16 protein-coding genes are annotated in these 18,400 nt (G+C 74.9%); 9 read left to right on the top strand and 7 right to left on the bottom strand.

The genetic code is table 11. The features are described from left to right. Positions 1–65 precede the first annotated feature (65 nt). The gene (locus tag ACIOGZ_RS32045) at positions 66–1,718 is read left to right on the top strand and encodes a metallophosphoesterase family protein (RefSeq protein ID WP_363587154.1); all 1,653 of its coding nucleotides are present in this window, start codon (positions 66–68) and stop codon (positions 1,716–1,718) included. Between the two features lie 10 nt (positions 1,719–1,728). Here ACIOGZ_RS32045 and ACIOGZ_RS32050 read toward each other — a convergent pair whose 3' ends face one another. The 5 genes from ACIOGZ_RS32050 to ACIOGZ_RS32070 all read right to left on the bottom strand — a co-directional run bounded on the left by ACIOGZ_RS32050 (position 1,729) and on the right by ACIOGZ_RS32070 (position 6,403). After that, positions 1,729–3,186, bottom strand: coding sequence for a cytochrome P450 (locus ACIOGZ_RS32050; RefSeq protein WP_363632493.1), 1,458 nt, complete (start codon positions 3,184–3,186; stop codon positions 1,729–1,731). Positions 3,187–3,271: 85 nt separating this feature from the next. Then, positions 3,272–3,889 (bottom strand): GTP-binding protein, encoded by a 618-nt coding sequence (locus tag ACIOGZ_RS32055; RefSeq protein WP_400988618.1) that lies wholly within the window; start codon positions 3,887–3,889, stop codon positions 3,272–3,274. Continuing rightward, positions 3,870–4,232, bottom strand: coding sequence for a DUF742 domain-containing protein (locus ACIOGZ_RS32060; RefSeq protein ID WP_063345928.1), 363 nt, complete (start codon positions 4,230–4,232; stop codon positions 3,870–3,872). The genes ACIOGZ_RS32055 and ACIOGZ_RS32060 overlap by 20 nt, the downstream gene beginning before the upstream one ends. A 132-nt stretch (positions 4,233–4,364) precedes the next feature. After that, positions 4,365–4,751 (bottom strand): roadblock/LC7 domain-containing protein, encoded by a 387-nt coding sequence (locus tag ACIOGZ_RS32065; protein WP_208869028.1) that lies wholly within the window; start codon positions 4,749–4,751, stop codon positions 4,365–4,367. A 17-nt stretch (positions 4,752–4,768) separates the two neighbouring features. Beyond that, positions 4,769–6,403 (bottom strand): ATP-binding protein, encoded by a 1,635-nt coding sequence (locus ACIOGZ_RS32070; protein ID WP_363587157.1) that lies wholly within the window; start codon positions 6,401–6,403, stop codon positions 4,769–4,771. 444 nt (positions 6,404–6,847) lie between these two features. Here ACIOGZ_RS32070 and ACIOGZ_RS32075 point away from each other — a divergent pair, with 444 nt between their 5' ends. From ACIOGZ_RS32075 to ACIOGZ_RS32095, 5 genes are all read left to right on the top strand, one after another. Continuing rightward, positions 6,848–7,537: a Crp/Fnr family transcriptional regulator gene (locus tag ACIOGZ_RS32075; RefSeq protein ID WP_400808018.1), complete on the top strand. Its 690-nt coding sequence runs from the start codon at positions 6,848–6,850 to the stop codon at positions 7,535–7,537. A 159-nt stretch (positions 7,538–7,696) separates the two neighbouring features. After that, positions 7,697–8,713 carry a hypothetical protein gene (locus tag ACIOGZ_RS32080; RefSeq protein WP_400808016.1) on the top strand — a complete coding sequence of 339 codons (1,017 nt, stop codon included), beginning with the start codon at positions 7,697–7,699 and terminating at the stop codon, positions 8,711–8,713. Next, complete coding sequence (locus tag ACIOGZ_RS32085) at positions 8,710–10,914, top strand: hypothetical protein (protein ID WP_400808013.1); 2,205 nt, start codon at positions 8,710–8,712, stop codon at positions 10,912–10,914. The genes ACIOGZ_RS32080 and ACIOGZ_RS32085 overlap by 4 nt, the downstream gene beginning before the upstream one ends. Beyond that, positions 10,911–11,870 carry a hypothetical protein gene (locus ACIOGZ_RS32090; RefSeq protein WP_400808010.1) on the top strand — a complete coding sequence of 320 codons (960 nt, stop codon included), beginning with the start codon at positions 10,911–10,913 and terminating at the stop codon, positions 11,868–11,870. Before ACIOGZ_RS32085 ends, ACIOGZ_RS32090 begins: the two co-directional genes overlap by 4 nt. After that, entirely contained in the window at positions 11,867–12,445 is a 579-nt protein-coding gene (locus ACIOGZ_RS32095; protein WP_363587162.1) for a Pycsar system effector family protein, read from the top strand. The genes ACIOGZ_RS32090 and ACIOGZ_RS32095 overlap by 4 nt, the downstream gene beginning before the upstream one ends. A gap of 73 nt (positions 12,446–12,518) precedes the next feature. On the opposite strand, the gene ACIOGZ_RS32100 is transcribed toward ACIOGZ_RS32095, so the two are convergent. Both ACIOGZ_RS32100 and ACIOGZ_RS32105 read right to left on the bottom strand, forming a co-directional pair. Beyond that, positions 12,519–12,875 (bottom strand): response regulator transcription factor, encoded by a 357-nt coding sequence (locus ACIOGZ_RS32100; RefSeq protein ID WP_400988620.1) that lies wholly within the window; start codon positions 12,873–12,875, stop codon positions 12,519–12,521. After that, complete coding sequence (locus ACIOGZ_RS32105; RefSeq protein ID WP_400988622.1) at positions 12,872–14,056, bottom strand: sensor histidine kinase; 1,185 nt, start codon at positions 14,054–14,056, stop codon at positions 12,872–12,874. Before ACIOGZ_RS32105 ends, ACIOGZ_RS32100 begins: the two co-directional genes overlap by 4 nt. 212 nt (positions 14,057–14,268) lie before the next feature. Between ACIOGZ_RS32105 and ACIOGZ_RS32110 the strand changes: the two genes are divergently transcribed. The 3 genes from ACIOGZ_RS32110 (at position 14,269) to ACIOGZ_RS32120 (ending at position 18,370) form a co-directional block, all read left to right on the top strand. Then, positions 14,269–15,201: an ABC transporter ATP-binding protein gene (locus ACIOGZ_RS32110; protein ID WP_400988623.1), complete on the top strand. Its 933-nt coding sequence runs from the start codon at positions 14,269–14,271 to the stop codon at positions 15,199–15,201. A gap of 72 nt (positions 15,202–15,273) precedes the next feature. Beyond that, positions 15,274–16,056 (top strand): hypothetical protein, encoded by a 783-nt coding sequence (locus tag ACIOGZ_RS32115; RefSeq protein WP_363632482.1) that lies wholly within the window; start codon positions 15,274–15,276, stop codon positions 16,054–16,056. Positions 16,057–16,165: 109 nt separating this feature from the next. After that, positions 16,166–18,370 carry a HEAT repeat domain-containing protein gene (locus ACIOGZ_RS32120; protein WP_400808002.1) on the top strand — a complete coding sequence of 735 codons (2,205 nt, stop codon included), beginning with the start codon at positions 16,166–16,168 and terminating at the stop codon, positions 18,368–18,370. Positions 18,371–18,400: the final 30 nt, after the last annotated feature.

An 18,400-nucleotide genomic window follows, 5' to 3' on the forward strand; every position in this document is an offset into this window, starting at 1 on the left:
GTTTCCGCATGCACATGTCTGTACAGTGCTCCGGGTCGACACCCCCACTCGGCAGGCGGAGCTCCATGACGATCGCACGCAGGTCCATCCTCAAGGGCACATCCGCGGCCGGCGCCGCGCTGGTCGCGGGCGGTGCGGCCGCCCAGCCGGCCGCGGCGGCGGACCCGGAGGCAAGCCCGGACGCGGGCCGGGAGGCGGGGCCCGCCGCGAGCCCGCTGCTGCGGTCCACCCCGCACCGGACCGGGGCGCCCAGCGTGAGCGGGCTGCACCTGCAGTTCGGCACGGACCCGTCCGCCGACATGACGGTCTCCTGGATCACCCCGCAGTCCGTGCGCCGCCCGCAGGTCCGGCTCGGCTCACCGGACGGCGGCCTCGGCCGTGTCGTCGAGGCGCAGACCCGCACCTACCGGGACGCCCTCGGCAAGGAGGAGGTGTACGTCCACCACGCCCGCCTCACCGGCCTGCGCCCCGCCACCACCTACCTCTACACCGCCGGCCACGACGGCGCGAGCCCCGAGCCGGGCTCCTTCACCACCGCCCCGCGCGGCCGCGCGCCCTTCACCTTCACCAGCTTCGGGGACCAGGCCACCCCCAACCTCCGCCGCCAGGTGGTCTTCCCCGACGGCATGCCGTCACCGCTCGGCAAGTACCCGGTGTTCACCAGCAGCCAGGTCGGCACCCCGCACTCCGCCGACATCGTCGCCGCCGTCGAACGCGTCGGCCCGCTGTTCAACCTGGTCAACGGCGACCTCTGCTACGCCTCCTACAGCGGCCGGCACGGCCAGAGCCGCACGCTGACCTGGGCCGACTGGTTCATCAACAACAGCCGCTCGGCCCGGCTGCGCCCCTGGATGCCCTGCGCCGGCAACGGCGAGAACGAGGCCGGCAACGGCCCGATCGGCGCCCTCGGCTACCAGACCTACTTCGAACTGCCCGACTCCGCGGCCGCCGACGACGCGGAGACCCGGGGCATGTGGTACGCCTTCACGGTCGGCTCGGTGCGCTTCATCAGCCTGGCCAACGACGACGTGGCCATCCAGGACAGCGGCGACCACTATCTGCGCGGCTACTCCGGCGGGGCCCAGCAGCGCTGGCTGGAGCGCGAGTTGCGGTCGGCGCGGAGCAGCCGGGCGATCGACTGGATCGTGGTCTGCATGCACCACCCGATGATCTCCAGCTCGCAGCACGGCGCCGGCAGCGACCTCGGTATCCGCGAGGCCTGGGGCCCGCTGTTCGACGCCTACGGGGTCGACCTGGTGGTCAGCGGCCACGAGCACTACTACGAGCGCTCCCACCCCGTCCGCGGGACCCTCCCCAACGACACCCGCACCCCGGTGCCGTCCGACACCGACCTCCACACGGTCGACACCGGCCGCGGCACCGTCCACATGGTCATCGGCGCTGGCGGCAACGCCGCCACCACCCAGGACGACCTGTTCGGGGAGCCCAAGGGCCGGGTGGTCGTCGCCCTGGAGGACGCGCCGCGCCCGCCGGCCCCGTACCGGCAGTCCGTGTGGCTGACCGAGGACGCCCCGTGGGCCGCCGTCCAGGACCGGCAGCACACCCACGGCTTCGCGGCCTTCGACGTCGACCCCGGCGACCGGCGCGGCGGTCTGACCAGGATGCGGGTGACGTACTACACCTTCGACGGCCCGCACGGGGACCTCACCCCGGTCGACACCTTCACCCTGCAGCGGCCCCGCAGCGACCGTCGTTAGGGACGGGCCGTCAGCGCCGGAACAGGCCGGTCAACGCCCGCCACCAGCCGCGCCGCTGCGCCGGGATCCGTACGGCGGCCGGTGCCTCCGCCTCCTCCACCGCCGGCGACTCCGCCGGCGCGGGTTCGGGTGCGGCGACGGCCGCCGGCTCCGGGGCGTCGACCGGCTTGGAGTCGGGGTGCGGCTCGATCTCGCGCGGGGTGAACTCCACCGGCAGCTCCACCAGGTGCCGGGAGATCCAGGCGGAGGTCCAGGTCAGCTCCTCCTCCGGCACGGCGAGCCGAAGGTCCGGCAGGAGGGTCAGCAGGATGTCGATCCCGGCCTCGGCGACGGAGCGCCCGATGTCCTGGCCGGGGCACTCGTGCGGGCCGGCGCCGAAGGAGAGGTGGGAGCGGTTGCCGTACAGCGGGGTGGCCAGGTCGGGCCGGACGACCGGGTCGACGTTGCCGGCCGCGAGTCCGAGCAGCAGCAGGTCACCGGCCCTGATCTGCTGCCCGCCCAGCTCGGTGTCGACGGTCGCCCAGCGGCCGGCCACCAGCGACATCGGCGGGGAGTCCCACAGCACCTGGTCCAGCGCCTCGCCCAGGGTCATCTGACCGCCGGACAGGTGGGCGCGGAACCGGGGGTCGGTGAGCACCATCTTCAGGGTGTCCGCGATCAGGTTGACGGTGGTCTCGTTCGCGGCGAGCAGCACCACCCGCAGGTGCTCCATCACCTCGTCGTCGGTCAGCCCGGCCGGGTGCTCCATCAGCCAGGTGACCAGGTCACCGCCCGGGTCCTCGCGCTTGGCGGCCATCGTCCGGCGCAGGCTCGCCACCACGTACTCGTTGCTGGCGATGGCCGTCTCGGTGCCCTTCATGAGGTCCCGGGCGGCGTTCACCAGCTGTGGTCCGTACTCGTCGGGCATGCCGAGCAGCTGGGTCATGACGAGCATCGGCAGGTGCTCGGCGAACTGGGTGACGAGCTCGGCCCGGCCGGTCTGCCCGACCACCTGGACCAGCTCGGTGGTGAACCGCCGGACGTGGCGGCGCACGCCGCGCCGGTCGAAGCGGTTCAGGCCGTCCAGCACGGCGCCCCGCAGCCGCCGGTGCTCCTCGCCGTCCGCGAACACGCACAGCGGCTGCCAGGCGATCACCGGCATCAGCGGCGAGTCCATCGGGACGTCGCCGTCGCGGAACGCCGACCAGAGGCGGGAGTCGCGGGAGAACAGGGACGGCGAGCGCATCGCGGTGATGTTCGCGCCGTGGCCGAGGATCAGCCAGGCCGGGAGGTCCCCGTGCAGCAGGACCGGGGCCACCTCGCCGTGTTCGGCGCGCAGCTTCTCGTACAGGCCCGCCGGGTCGGCCTCGGCCTCCGGCCCGTACAGGCGCCGGACGCCGCCGGGGCCGAACGGTTCGAGGGCGCGCCCGTGGGCCGGGCAGCCGGGCGGCGGGGTGGGGGCGGCGTCATCGGGGAACGGGGTGCTCACGGGCTCTCCGGGGTCGGGTGGGGTCGGTGGGGCGGACGGGGGGTTCGGCTGGCGGGGCACGCGGGCGGGCCCGGGCGGGCGGTCGTCAGCGGGTGGGCGGGGCCGCGAGCTCGTACAGGTACCGCATCAGGGTCATCAGGGTGTCCCGGCTGGACTCGCGGCTGCGCGCGTCGCAGGCCACGATCGGCACCTCGGGCGGCAGGTCGAGGGCGGCCCGCAGCTCGTCGACCGGGTGCGCCGGTGCCTCCGGGAAGTCGTTGACGGCCACCACGAAGGGCACGCCGCGGTCCTCCAGCCGCCCGATCACCTCGAAGCTGACCTCCAGCCGGCGGGTGTCCACCAGCACCACCGCGCCCAGGGCACCCTCGAACAGGCCGTTCCAGAGGAACCAGAACCGCTCCTGCCCGGGGGTGCCGAACACGTACAGCACGAGCTGGTCGCTGATGCTGATCCGGCCGAAGTCCATCGCCACCGTGGTGGAGGTCTTGCGTTCGACCCCGGTGGGGTCGTCCACGCCGACCCCGGCCTGGGTCATGGTCTCCTCGGTGGTCAGCGGGCGGATCTCGCTGACCGAGCCGACCAGCGTCGTCTTGCCGACGCCGAAGCCGCCCACGATCACCACCTTGACCGCCATCGCGACGGAGTCCGGCAGCAGGTCCGAGGCGGCCGGCCCGACCACCGTGTCAGAGCCTTTGAAGTCCATGGATCACCGCCTCCAACAGGGCACGGTCGGGAAGTTCCGCCTTGGGGACGGCGGCGCGGGCCTCGATCCGCCCGTCGTCGAGCAGGTCCGCCAGCAGCACGGTGACGACGCTGGTGGGCAGTTCGAGGTAGGCGGAGACCTCCGCCACCGAGAGCGGCGAGCGGCACAGCCGCAGGATGGCCGCGTGCTCGGGCTGCATGGTGGGCGTCGGCTCCGCGCGGGAGACGATCAGGGTGACCAGGTCGAAGACGCCCGGTCCGGCCGGGCCGCTGCGGCCGCGGGTGATCACGTACAGGCGGGCGGGGTCGGGACCGTCCCACCCGTCCTGGTCGGCCGTCGTCATGTGCCCGCCTCGCTGTGCTCGTTCATGTGCGCACTCCGCGGTGCCGGGTCAGGCGGTCGCGGTCCCGGTCCCTGTCGCGGTCGGGACCGGGACGGCGCACCGGCCGCCGCTGCGTCCGACGCTGCGGCCGGTTCACGCGACCACCTCGGGGTTGCGCGGGGGAGTGGCCAGGTGCTCGCCGATCCGGGCGACCAGGTCGCGCATCTGCTGGCCCACCAGCCCGGCGTCGACTCCCTCGTCGGCGAGCACCGCGAGGTACGCGCGGGAGGCAGCCGCCATCAGGTAGAAGAAGCCGCCGTCCACCTCGATCACCACCAGCCGCATCGAGCCGTCGCCGTGCGGGAACTCCTGCCCCACCGCCGCGGCCAGGCTCTGCAGCCCGGCACAGGCGGCGGCGAGCCGGTCGGCGGTGTCCGGATCGGTGCCGTGCTGGGCGATCCGGAGGCCGTCGCCGGAGAGCACGACGATGTGGCGGATGTACGGCACGCTGTCTGCGAGGTCCTTGAGGATCCAGTCCATGTTGCTGCGGTGCGGAATCACTGCTCGCCTTTCCCTGCCGTCTCTTCATTGGTCTGACCGGCCGAACTCGCGGCCGGTCCATGGCCGTTGATCCCCTCGGTGAACGCCTCCAGCCAGAGGCCGGGCTGTACCGGCTCCTTGGCGTGACGCCCTCCCGTCCCCGGGGCGGGGCCCGCGGCGGGCCCCGAGGCCGGGTTGCCGTACTGTCCGGCGGTCCGGGCCGATCCGGGGTAGCCCGCCCGGGGGGTGGGCGGGCGGCGCCGCCGTTGCGGCAGGCCGTTCGCGGTGCGCTCGGTCACCACCACCTCGTCGTCCCCCGGGCCCGGCCCGCTCGGCGCCCACGGGCCAGGCGCCCCGAAGGACGGCCCGATGGACGGTCCGACGGACGGCCCCGTCACGCCGGTCGCCGCCGCCCGAGCCCCCCACGGGGCCGCCGACTTGGGCGGGTTCGCCGGGAGCGGCCGGGGGCCGGAGAACGCGCCGATCCCGTGCGCCCGCCCGGTCGGGGGCGCGGTGGTGACCAACTCCTGCGGGACCACCAGCACGACCCGGACGCCGCCGTAGGCGGAGCGGCGCAGCGAGATCTGGAAGCCGTACGCCTGGCACAGTCGGCCGACCACCGCGAAGCCCAGCCGGGGCGACTCGGTGAGGTCGTCCAGGTCCTTGGAGACCTGGGCCTCGCGCAGGCTGCGCTCGGCGCGGATCCGGGCCTCGTCGGTCAGGCCGAGGCCGCCGTCCTCGATCTCGATCGCTATGCCGCTCTGCACCTCGGCGGCGCTCAGGTGCACGTGGGTGTGCGGCGGCGAGTAGCGGGTGGCGTTGTCGAGCAGTTCGGAGACGGCGTGGATCAGCGGCTCGACGGCCGGTCCGATCACCGACACCTGGGCCACCGGGTGCAGGTCCACCCGCTGGTACTCCAGGATGCGCGACATGCCGCCGCGCAGCACGCTGTAGAGCGCCACCGGCCTGGTCCACTGACGGCCGGGGCGGGCGCCGGACAGGACGGCGATGCTGTCGGCGAGGCGGCCGGTCAGCGCGTTGCCGTGGTCCAGGCGCAGCAGGTCGTCGAAGACCGCCGGATCGTTGCCGTGCCGGTCCTCCATCTCGCGCAGGTCCTTGGCCTGCCGGTGGATGATCGCCTGCACCCGGCGGGCGATGTTGACGAAGGCCCGCTCGGCGGAGTCGCGCCGGTTCACCTCGTCGTCGACGGCGACGATGATCCCGCGCACCACCGACTCCAGCGCGCCCCGGAACTTCGGCGCGGCCAGCGGATCGCGCACCTGGTACGACCGGGCCAGGCTGTCCATCGACGCGCCGTACCGGGCCCGGGCCACCAGCCTCGGCAGCTCCTCCTTCGCGAGCCGCACGGCCTCGGCCTCCTGGCCGGCCAGCCGCCGCTGCAACTCGCCCACCTGCCGGGCGTGCTGCTCCCGCAACGCGGCCAGCGCACGCCCCCGGCGGGCCGACTCGGCGGCCACCACGGCCACCAGCACCGTGCCCGTCGCCCCGCACCAGAGCACCTCCGCACGGACCCCGGCGGACACCACCGCCGCGGCGGCCGCCACGGCCGCCGCCATCACGGCGGTGGGCAGCAGCCACCCGAGCAGGGGCGCGGACGGCCGTCTGGCGGGTGATGATCCAGCTCGAAGCATTCTCGGCATCCTCAAACGATCGGAACAGTACGGGGACGGGCGACGGCCGGCGCCGGAGGCATGGTGATGCAGCATAGCCAAGTTCAGGACAATCCTGACGGAAGTTCAAGAATCCAGCTGTACAGCCGACTTGTCCTGCCGTGCCGGACATGCCGGACATCTCGCACACCAGTCTCAGCCCCGGCCGGCCGCCGTCCCGCCACCAGGCTTCTCGCCCCGCCCCGCCCGCACCGCCAACCCGCCCCGGATTCGCTCATGCGAAGGGTTTCTTCGCCAATTCCCCACCCCGAAAGACGAGTTCGTGCTACAGCGGCGCCTCCTGCGCCGGCCCCGACCGGACCACCCCCCTCCCGGGGACCGCCACCACCGGGGCGCCCAAGGGAAATTCCGGCGGGAGACCGCATCCGTCTGCGCACCCGCCGTGGCGCCTCCTAAGGTCAGCGCATGAACGATCACGGCCGAACGGCGGACCCCCTGGGTCAGACCCTGCGCCGACTCATGGGCGAAGCGAGCTGGAACAGCATGCTGGCGGAGGCCTTCGAGCGCCGGCATCCGATCGGCGCCACCCTGCTGCGCCAGGCGGAGCCCGGAACGCACGTGCTCGCCCTGCTGAGCGGGGTGGCGAAGGTGACCCGGCGGGAGCGCACCGGAGACGTCAGACTGCTGGCGTTCCGCGGCCCCGGTGAACTGCTCGGCGAGGTGGCCGTGCTGGACGACGGGGTCCGTTCGGCGAGCGTCCAGGCGATCTCGGACTGTACGGTCGCGGTCCTCGCCAAGGCCGCGTTCCTGCGGTTCGTCACGGACCGGGACCTGTTCCCGGTGATGGTCCGCTACGCCATCGGCAGGCTGCGGGAGTCGGACCTCGCCCGCAGCGGCGGCGACATCGTGGCCCGGCTGGCGGGCGCCCTGGCCACCCTGGCCGATGTCTCCGCGGACCCGGCGGGGCTGCCGGGGCGGCGCACGGAACTCGCCCTGACCCGCGACGAACTGGCCCAGCACCTCGGGGTGTCCCGGAACACCGTCACCGCGGGCCTGGCCGAACTCGGCTCCCACCAGGTCCACGCCGGACGGAAGTCCATCGTCATCGGCGACCTGTCCGCGCTCCGGCGGGTGGCCCACGGGGCGCGTGACTGACGCGGCGCCGGTCCGTTCGGAAGGTCCGCCGCACGACTGATGCCACGTCAGTTCGTGTGACGGGCGTCACCAGGTTTCCGCACTGAGCGAGCACACCGCACGGCGCGCGCTCGCGAAGCTTGGGGCACACGGTCCGCACCGGAACCACAAGGAGCACAGATGTCGCAGTCCGACCAGCCGATGCCCGAGGCCAGCGCCCTGCCCTACAGCCGGAGCCGCCAGCTGCCGCCGTACCGGGGCATCGTGGCCGTCGACGCCAAGGACTTCACCGGCTACCCGGCCATCGAGCACGGCATGATCAGCCAGGCCGTCCCGCAGGTCCTCCAGTGGTCCTTCGAGCGCGCCGGGCTCGCCGAGGTCTGGCACGGTCGCCGGTTCCCCGCCTCCACCGGCGACGGCTACGTCTTCGGCTTCGACCCGGCATGGATGCCGTTCCTGATCCACCCGTGGCTGCACACCCTCCAGGAGGTGCTCACCGAGTTCAACGTGAACTCGGTCGGGACGGTGCGGATCCGGCTGCGGGTCAGCCTCCACATCGGGCCGCTGCCCGACTCCGGCGGCGAGTTCGACGGCAACGGCACGCCCCGCAACGACACCCACCGCCTGCTCGACTCCCGCCCGGTGAAGGCCATGCTGGCCGCCTCCAACGAGAGCATCACCCAGGTCGCCGCCATCCTGTCCGACCGCTGCTACGACGACGCGGTGGCGGGCGGATTCACCGGCCGCCACCCCGACCACTTCATCGAGGTGCCGGCCACCGTCGAGGGCAAGCGGTTCGAGCAGCGGGCCTGGCTGTACGTACCCGCGCCCTCGGGCAACCTCTACGACCGCCGCATCCTGGGCGACACCGTGGTCGGGGAGCACGAGCGGGCGCAGGCCGCGGCGGCGGAGCCGGCGGCCGGGCAGGCGGACGGTGGTCGCGTGGGGAGCGGGCCGGTGAGCTACCGGGCCGACCGCGGAAACGTCAACGGCGGCGGCACGGTGCACGGCGGCCAGCACGTCACCAACGTGGAGGGCGGCCAGCAGGTCACCAAGGTGCGCGGCGACTACGCCGGGCGCGACTTCGTGCGTGGCGACTCCTTCGGGGGCGACTACGTGGCGGGCCACAAAGCCGGTACGGTCCACGGCAACCAGGGCGACACCTTCCACGGTGACAAGAAGGAGCGCCGCCGGTGAGCGCCGAGGACCGGGCCTCCGCCGACGGCGCGTCCGGCGGCGGCCCGTCCGGCGACCGCCCCGGCGACCCGACGCCCGACCGGGACGAGACCGCGTCCGGATATCCGGACCCGGACGACGCCGACGACTTGGCCGACCTCGACCGGGACTTCCCCGACCGGCGCTATGTCATCTACGCCCCGAACGGCAACATCAACACCGGCGCGGTGCACGGGGACCAGCGCGTCGAGAACGCCGGCGCGACGTCCGCCCCGGGGGGCCCACACGTGGAGGCGCACGAAGGTCCGATCTCCGCACTGGAGATCCTGGACGCGCGGGCCGGCTTCGCCCGGCCCGAGTGGTTCCCGTCGGCACTGCGGCAGTTGGACACCGGCCTGCTGTTCCTGGCGGGCGAGCCCGGTACCGGGCGCCGCACCGCGGCCCTCAACCTGCTGTTCCAGCACAGCGGGCACAGCACGAAGCTGCGCGCGCTCGACAGCGACGAGGACCTGTCCACCTGGCGCCCCCGCGACGCCGAGGCCCGCGGGTACCTGGTGCACGGCCTGCTGCCCACCCTCCAGCTCGGCCCTGCGGTGGTCGCCAACCTCCGCCGCCTGCTGGCGGACGCGAACGCGCGCATGGTGGTCATGCTGCCGCACGACCCGGACCTGCTCCGCAGCCTCGCCCGCGACCTGGACCTCACCCCGGTGCGCTGCGTGCCCCCGCCGCCCGGCGCGGTCTTCGAGGCCCGTCTGGAGGCTGCCGTCCCCGACCCCGACCGGCGCCGACACCTGCTGGAGCGGCTGCGGCCGGGGCTGGACGACCTCCTGGCGTCGGAACTGGTCCCCGCCCAGGTCGCCGAACTGGTCGCCGAGGTGGCCAGGGCCGGCGACGAGGGCCCCGACCTCGCCGATCTCCGCAGGCGGCTCAGCTTCCTCGCCGAGAAGGAAGTCCCCGACCTGCTGAAGAAGCTGCGCGACGACCCGGACGGACTCGCCTTTCTGCTGGCGACCAGCGTCTTCGAAGGACTCGACCACCGGATCGTCCGGGACGAGGCCGACCGCCTGCTCAAGCTGGCCGACGGCCGTCTCGACGCCGTCCTGCCGGCGGGCGGTGACGACGGCCAGACCGGTGGGGTGAGCCGGGAGGTCCCCCGCCCGAACCCGCGGTTCGTCTTCCGGCGGTCGCTGGACGAACTCCTGGCGACCGTCCGCGCCGAGTGCGCGCCCGGCGAGATCCGGGCGACCTCCCGCTACACCTACACGGTGGAACCGGTGCGCTTCACCCGGCACCGCCAGGCCGAGACGGTGCTGCGGCACGTCTGGCGGCAGTACGGCGAGCTGTCCGGGCTGCTGACCGAGTGGATGGACGCCGTCCCGGGTACGGACCCCGAACTGGCCGCGCCCCTGGGCCGGGTGATGGGACTGGCCGCCGGCTGGGGCGGCGGCCGGCGCGCCCTGCGCGACATCGTCAAGCTGGCCCGGTCCGACCGTCAACGCAGCCGCCGCACCGCCGCGTTCGCGCTGGGCATCGCGGCGCAGGACCCGGTGCTGGCCGGAGAGGTCAAGTACCGCCTGAGGAACTGGAGCCACGAGGTCGGCTGGCAGGTGCGGTCCACGGTCGCCTACGCCTGCGGCGAGGAATTCGGGACGTCCCGCCCGGAGCTCGCGCTGTCGCTGCTGCGGGGGTGCTACCGGGGGCGGGAGGGGGACGAGAGGGCGGTCGCCACAGCCGTCGACGCGGCGTTGTGGGAGCTCTTCGCCTCAGGTAACCAGCCGGTCGTCCTGCGCGAATTGATGGACTGGACGGACCGCCCGGGGCGCGGGGCCGAACTCGCGCTCCGGACCTTCCCCCGACTGCTGTGGGACCGCGCCTGGTTCCAGGCCCAGTTGATCACCGTCGGCGAGTTCACCGACACCGTGATCACCTTCATCCGGCTCTCGCTCAACGACGACGACCTCTTCGGCGAGACGCGCAGCGCACTGCTCTCCTGGTGTGCCTCGGCGGTCTGGAACGAACCGCTGCGCGCCGCCGTGGAAACGCTGCTGACCGCGCTCGCCCAGGAGATGAGCCTCGGTGAAATGCGCCTGTTCGTCGAGATCGACGGCGACGACAACCCCGACCTGGCCGGACGGCACATCGTCCAGCACGCCCTGGACGCTTGGCGCCGGGGCGAACCGCAGCCGTACCGGCCCGCCCCTGCCGATGGAGGAGCCCGATGACCGCCGACAGCGACCCGCCCGTCTACGCCCGCGCGACCCAGGCGCCGTGGCGGGAGATCCTGCGCCACCGCTGGTCCGGGCGGCGCGACCGCGCGCTCGTCCTGCTGGACCGGGACGGGCTCTACCACCAGGTGGGCCACCGCCGCCGCGCCCGCGCCGACGAGGACCCGGACCTGGAGGGCCCGGTGGCCGTCCGGGCGGGCCTGCGCGGATTCGACGAGGCGTACCTGGTCGAGCTGGACGAGCGGTCCGGGACCCGGGCGGTCGGCCTGTCGACCCCGTACGGCACGAAGTCGGTGGACGTCCACGTCCTGTGGTGGGTGCACGACGCCGTGAACGTCGTGCGGGCGCGGACCGTGCGGGGCTGGCTGCCGGTCCGCAAGGATCTCGAACAGCGTCTGCGCCAGCTCAAGGAGCAGTTCGCCACCGCCGGGCACGGGCTGACCGAGGCCGAGCTGATGCACTACCTCGCGACGCCCCACCTCCTGCCGCACTGCGGCCTCGGCTACCGCGTCACGGACGTGTCCGCCCGGGAGCACGACGCCGAACTGCGGCTCGGGGAACCGGACGGGGCCGACGTGCCCTACAACTGGATGGACAAGAGCGAGGACGAGTACGCGTTCTGCCGCCGGGCCGTTCAGGAGGGCCCGGTGTCGCTCGCGGCACTCTGGCTGGCCAGACACCCGGACCAGGTCCGGGAGGTCCTGGACTGGGCGGTCGGCCATGCCGAACTGCTCCGGGGTGAGACCACCTGGCAGGACCAACTGGCTCTCATGCTCGGCAAGTTGAGCGAGCAGGAGAGGCAGGAGCTGTCCCGGATGCTGCGCGACCGCCTCATCGCGCTCGGACGGCGGGTGCCGGGCCCCGGGCCGCAGGGCGCCGGGCCGGAGTTCGTCAAGATCCGCTCGCAGGCCAACGGCTGGGCGGGCGGCGTGGCGAACGGGAGCCCGGTGTGACCGCCGCCGGCATACCCGGCGGCCGGGCGCCGACCGCACCGACCGCCGCCTCTACCGCCGCCTCGGACGCCGCCCCGAGCCCGTCGGCGGTGGCGGCGATCGAGCGCCTGGTGGCCGCCAACAGCATGGAGCTCACCCGGGCCGACGCCAAGGCCGCCGTGTTCCTGGCGTTCACCGGTGCGGTCCTCGGGGTGTTCATCCCGCTGGGCGGGGGCGGGAGCGGCGGCGGATCCGGGCCCCGGGACTGGGCGGTGCCGTTCCTGTGGTGGAGCGCGGTGGCGAGCGCGCTGCTGGCCGTCGCCTGCTTCGTGGCCGCCCTCGTTCCCCGGTACCGGAAGGGCGAGCGGCAGGCCCCGGCCAGCCCGGCCTACTTCGGGCACATCGCGCCGGGTGCCGGGGTGGACCGGCTGCGCCGTGTCTTCGAGCTCGGGGGCCGTGATCCGGTGGGGGCGCTGTTGTCCTCGCTGGCCGGGACCAGCGCGATCATCCGGGCGAAGTACCGCTGGATCGAGGCCGGTACCGCCGTGCTGCTCCTCGCGCTGCCCCAGTTCGCGCTGACCCTCCGGCCGGTCTGAGGCCGGTCTGAGGCGCGGTCTGAGGCGCGGTCCCGTCCACGGTCCGCCCCAGGGCTCCTGGGGCGGGCGGCCGTCAGGATTCGACGAGGGCTGCGCGGTAGGCGGTGATCACCAGGTGCACGCGGTCCCGGGCGGCGAGCTTGGCCAGCAGGTGGCCGACGTGCGTCTTGACCGTCCTGGTGCTGACGGACAGCTGCTCGGCGATCTCGGCGTTGGTCAACCCGCGACCGATCAGCGTCAGCACCTCCAACTCCCGCCCGGTGACGGCGCGCAGGACTCGATCCCGCTCGCCGCCGCCGGGCGCGGCGCTCGCCGGCTCGGCGGCGGCCACGATCCCGGCCAGACCCGCCCGCACCAGGGTCTGGTCGTCGGCCACCACGACCCGGATCGGCGGGCCGACGGGCGCCCCGGTCACGACGTCTCCCGTCATGAGGCCTCCCGCCCGCCCGGGTCGGCCAGCGGCAGCACGGCACGCCCCCGGAACCCGCCGCCCGGCAGCGGCCCGACCTCCAACCGGCCCTCGTACAGCCCGACCCGCTCGGCCATCCCCGCCAGTCCGTGCCCGCCGACCCCGACCGGCCCGCCGCGCCCGGCGTCGCTCACCTCCAGCACCAGCGCCTCCTCCTCGAACTCCACGGCGACCCGCGCCTCGGCCGTGTGCGCGTGCTTCACCACGTTGGTCAGCGCCTCCTGGACGATCCGGAACGCGGACAGCTCGACCCCGTCGGACAGCTCCCGGACCACGCCGCCGACCCGCAGCTCCACCCGCACCCCGGCCTCGGCGCTGCTCGCCACCAGCCGGTCCAGATCGGCCAGCCGGGGCGCGGGCGCGAGCCCGGCCCCGTCGGCGCCGCGCAGGACGGTCAGCAGGCCGCGCATCTCGACCATCGCGTCCCGGCTCACCGCCTGGATCGCGGCCAGCGCCTGCTCGGCCTGCGCCGGATCCCGCCCGATCACGAAACGACCGTACCCGGCCTGGACGTTGACCACGCTCATGCTGTGCGCGATCACGTCGTGCAGCTCCCGGGCCAGCCGGATCCGCTCCTCGGCCAGCTCCGCCGTGGCCAGGTCGACCTGGTGTCGGCGCAACTCGGCGCCGTACGCCCGGTAGCGGGCCACCGCGCAGCCGAGCGCCCACGCGGTGACGACCCCCAGCGCGGACAGCACGAGGTTGTTCCACAGCTCCCGCGACCCGAACCGGCTCAGCCCGGCCCCGACCAGGCCGAACGCCAGGACGGTGAGACCCAGCCGCATCGGCCCGGCGGCCGCGACCAGGTAGACGACCATCGCCGCCGCGACCACCACCAGGAACCCGGCCAGGTTGGCGATCGTCAGCTGCCCGGCCACCGCGACCACCACTGCCCAGGCGGCGAACACCACCCCGGCCGCAGCCGTCGGCGCGAGCCGGCGCAGCCCGGCGGTCGCGCCCACCGCCACCACACACACCAGCACCGTCACCAGCTCCGCCGACGTCGGCTTCGGGTAGCCGCGGTGGTGCGGGTCGAACACCCGGTAGGCGTCCAGCACCCGGAACCAGGTGAGCACGGTCAGGGCCAGCGAGACCGTCAGGTCGACCGCGACCCAGTGGCCCGGGCGCAGCCTCCTGGTCACCGGCGGATGCGGAGCACAGGGCATTTCCCCAGGTTAGCGGCGGCCCCCGCGCCCGGCATCGCCCTGTGGGCCTACGACCACGGGCAGAGGCCGGCCCCCGCCGAACGTCGTGATTTCCGCCCACGGCGGGACGCCCCGCCCCGGGCCCGGGCGGGAGCGTGGAGCCCGCGTCGGCCCCCTCGGCCGACCAGGAGACCCGGAAAGGCACCACGATGATCGAGGTACGCGACCTCACCAAGCGCTACGGCGGCGCCGTCGCCGTGGACGGGCTGACCTTCACGGTCCGGCCGGGACAGGTCACCGGCTTCCTCGGGCCGAACGGCTCGGGCAAGTCCACCACGCTGCGGATGATCCTCGGCCTGGACGCCCCGACCAGCGGGCGAGCGACCGTCAACGGCCGGCCGTACGCGGCCCTGCGCCACCCGCTGCGGGAAGTCGGGGCGTTGCTCGACGCCGGCGCCGTCCACCCTGCCCGCTCCGCCTACCACCACCTGCTCGGCATCGCCGTCACCAACGGCATCGGGCCGGCCCGGGTCCGCGAGGTGTTGGCCCGCACCGGCCTGGAACAGGCGGCCCGCCGCAAGGCCGGGCGGTTCTCCCTCGGAATGAAGCAGCGTCTCGGCATCGCCGCCGCTCTGCTCGGCGACCCGCCCGTCCTGCTGCTCGACGAACCGGTCAACGGGCTCGACCCGGAGGGCGTGCACTGGATCCGCACCCTGCTGCGCGGCCTGGCCGCCGAGGGCCGGACCGTCCTGCTCTCCTCGCACCTGATGAGCGAGACGGCCGCCACCGCCGACCACCTGGTGATCATCGGGCGCGGCCGGTTCGTCGCGGACCGCCCCACCGCCGACTTCCTCGCCGAGAACGCGCGCACCGACGTCCTGGTCCGCTGCGCCCGGCCGGCCGAACTGGCCCGACTGCTGCGCGCCCCCGGAGCCGCCCCGGTCACCGAGGAGTCCGGCGGGGCACTGGCCGTCGGCGGCCTGGAACCGGCGGCGATCGGCGAGCTGGCCGCCGCGCACGGCCTCGGCGTCCACGAACTCACCGTCTGGCAGGCCTCGTTGGAGCAGGCGTTCCTGGACGCCACCGGGGAGGCCGTCGACTACCGCGCCACCACCGGTACGTCCGGAAGGCGGGCCGCATGACGGCCACCACCACTACGTCCGGAAAGAGGACCACATGACCGCCCCCGCCAGTACGTCCGGAAAGAGGACCGCATGACCGCCCCCACCACCCGAGGCGCGCTGGCCGGAGAGTGGGTCAAGCTGCGCAGCGTCCGCGCGACCCCGCTCACCGCCGTCGTCGCGCTCGCCGCCGCCCTGTTCATCGGCCTGATCGACTACGGCAGCGCCGCCGACAACTGGGACGTCTGGACGGCCGTCCAGCGCGAGCGCTTCGACCCCGTCCGCTACGGCTTCTCCGGCGGCTTCTACGTCGCCGTCCTGGCGATCGGCACGCTGGGCACCCTGGCCGCCTCCAGCGAGTACACCACCGGCCAGATCCGCAGCACCCTGGCCGCCGTGCCCCGGCGGGGCCAGGTGCTCGCGGCCAAGGCGCTGGTGGTCGGCGGGGCGTCGGCGCTGCTCGGGCAGTTGCTGGCGTTCCTGACCTTCCTGCTCGGCCGACGGGCCCTGGCCGGGAAGCACCTGGCGGTGTCGCTCGGCGACCCGGGCGTGGCGCGCGCGGTCGTCGGCTGCGGCGTGTTCCTGTCCGTCTTCGCCCTGCTCGGCCTGGCGCTCGGCTTCCTGGTGCGCCACACCGCGGGCGCCGTCGCCGTGCTGTTCGGCCTGTTCTTCCTCTCGCCGATGCTGCTGGCGCCGCTCGGTGACGGCGCCACCCGGTTCGGCCTGCAGAGCGTCTTCGAGGGCCTGGGCAGCACCGTCGCCTCCGTGGGCGGCACCGACCGGCTCGGCGCGGCCGGCTGCCTGGCCACCCTCGCCGGCTACCTCGCCGTCGCCCTCACCCTGGCCGCCCTCAGCCTGACCCGCCGGGACGCCTGACCCTCCCGCCGGGACGCCTGACCCTCCCGCCGGGACGCCTGACCCGCCGGGAGGCCTGAGCACTGCGGGACGCCCGAGCGCTGTCGGTGGCGGCTGCGATGATCCGCCCATGGACATTGCCCGCGCCCTCGACGGACTCGACGCCCACCCCTGGGCGTCCGTCTCGCACGCCTACGGACCCGCCGAAGACCTGCCCGGCCTGCTGCGCGCGCTCGTCGCCGGCGGCGAGCAGGCCGACGAGGCGCTCGCCGAGCTCTACTCGTGCATCCTCCACCAGGGCTCGGTGTACACCGCCAGCGCGGACGCCGTCCCCTATCTGGCCCGGATCGCGGCGGCCGGCTGCGGGACGGTCGAAGTCCTGGGCCTGCTCGGCGGGTTGGCCGAGAGCGAGGGCGAGTGGGGCGGAGCGCGGGACGGGGAGCGGGAGGGCGGCGGGGAGGGCCCGCCCGCTCCCGTCCGGGCCGCCGTCGTCGGCCAGCTCCCGCTGCTGCTGCCGCTGCTGGCGGACGGGAGCGCCGCCGTCCGGCAGGCCACAGCCTGGGCCGTCGGCCAGACCAGGGCCGTCGAGCCCGCCCTGCCCGCGCTGCGCCGCCGCTGGGCGAGCGAGACCGACCCCGTCGTCCGCGGTGAACTGCTCACCGCCCTCGGCCGGTTGGACCGGTCCGCAGCCGCCGCCGAGGCCGGGCCGCTGCTGGGCGAGGACACGCCGGCGCCGCTGCGCCTGGCCGCCGTCCTCGCCGGGTTGGACGCGGGCGAGCCGTGGACCGGCGCCCACCACGCCGCCGTCCTCGCCCTGCTGCCCGCCGACCCGGTCGCCGCCGACCGGTACGACCTGGACCGCCGGGAGCCGTTGCGCGCGATCACCGAGGAACTGCTGCTGCGCGAGACGCCCGCCGACCGCGACGCCGCCTACGCCCTGCTCGACCGGGCCCTGCGCGACGAGCGCCCGGAGGTGCGGGCCGAGGCCGTCTGGGCGGCCGACCACGCCTGCCAGCTGTCCGGCAGCGCGCCCCGGCGGCTGCTCCCGGCGCTCGCCCGGCTCGTCGCCGTCCCCGACGTGGTGCACCTGCTCGGCAACCTCGGCCCGGCCGCCGCCGAGGCCGCCCCGGCGCTGGCCGCCCGGGCCGCGCAGGCCGAGGACGGGCCCGCCGACCAGGCCCTGGCCGCGCTCGTCCTGATCGCGCCCCGGACGGCGGCCCCGCTGCTCGCCCGTGCGCTGGGCCGGCGCCCGCGCGCGCTGGAGGCCGCCGCCGGCCAACGGGCCCCTGCCGACGCGCCGTTCCCCTTCGACCCCGAGCTGCTCGCCGCCGTCCGCGTCCGGCTGACGGCCGAGCAGCTCGGCGGAAACGAGCACCACCAGCTGTTCCGCCTGGTGCGCCAGTGGGGTCGCGCGGCTGCCCCGGCCCTGCCCGAGCTGTGCGCGGCGCTGCCGCACCGCCCGGAGGCGGCGGACGCCGTCGCGGCCGTCGCGGTGGACGGCCCGGCGGCGGAGCGTGACCGCGCTGCCGCCGCGCTGCGGGAGGTGCCCGGTTCCGTCGCGGCGGCCCGGGCGCTGTACGACCTCACCGGTGATCCCGAGACGCTGCTCGGGGCACTCGCCGACCGGCTCGCGGCCGGCCCGTACGCGGTCGCCGAGGCCGCCCGGGCCGCCGCAGGCCTGGGCGCCGAGGCCCTCTCGCTGGCCCCCGCCCTGCGCGCCGCGCTCAGCGCCGGAGGCGCGCCCGACACTTCCCCGGTGCCCGACACTTCCCCGGTGCCCGACACTTCCCCGGTGCCCGACACCTCTCCGGTGCCCGACACTTCCCCGGTGCTGGAGGCCGACCTGGCGGTGGCCGACGCGCTGTGGCGGATCACCGGGGACGCGGCCGAGGTCCTCCCGATCCTGGACGGCGTCCTGCGGCGCGCCGATGACGGGGCGTGGTTCGATCGGACGGCCGTCCGCGCGGCCCGCGTCGCCGCCCTCCTCGGGCCGGCCGCCCGCCCGCTCACCGCCAGGCTCGACGGGCTGCTCGCCGACCGGGTGAAGGCCCCGGCCGCCGTGCTGGCCCTCCTCGCGGTGGCCGACGGCGCCGCCCTCGACCGCGGCCGTCTGGCCGAGGCCGCCCTGTGTGCGGCCGAGACCGAGTCGGACCTCCGGGGCGCGGGCGAGGCCCTGGCGGCCCTGGGCACCACCGCCCTGGACGACGGTCAGCGCCGCCGCCTCGCGGGCCTCGCCGGGCGCGACCGCCGGATCGTCGGGGGCTGCTTCGCGGGCGCCGGCATCCGTGACGACGAGGCCCTGCGCGCCCTGCTGGCCGCCGTGGCCGGAGGCTGAACGGCGAACGCGGTGCCGGCCTCCCCGTCC

The sequence above is a fragment of the Kitasatospora sp. NPDC088160 genome (assembly GCF_044741445.1).
Classification (GTDB): Bacteria; Actinomycetota; Actinomycetes; order Streptomycetales; family Streptomycetaceae; genus Kitasatospora.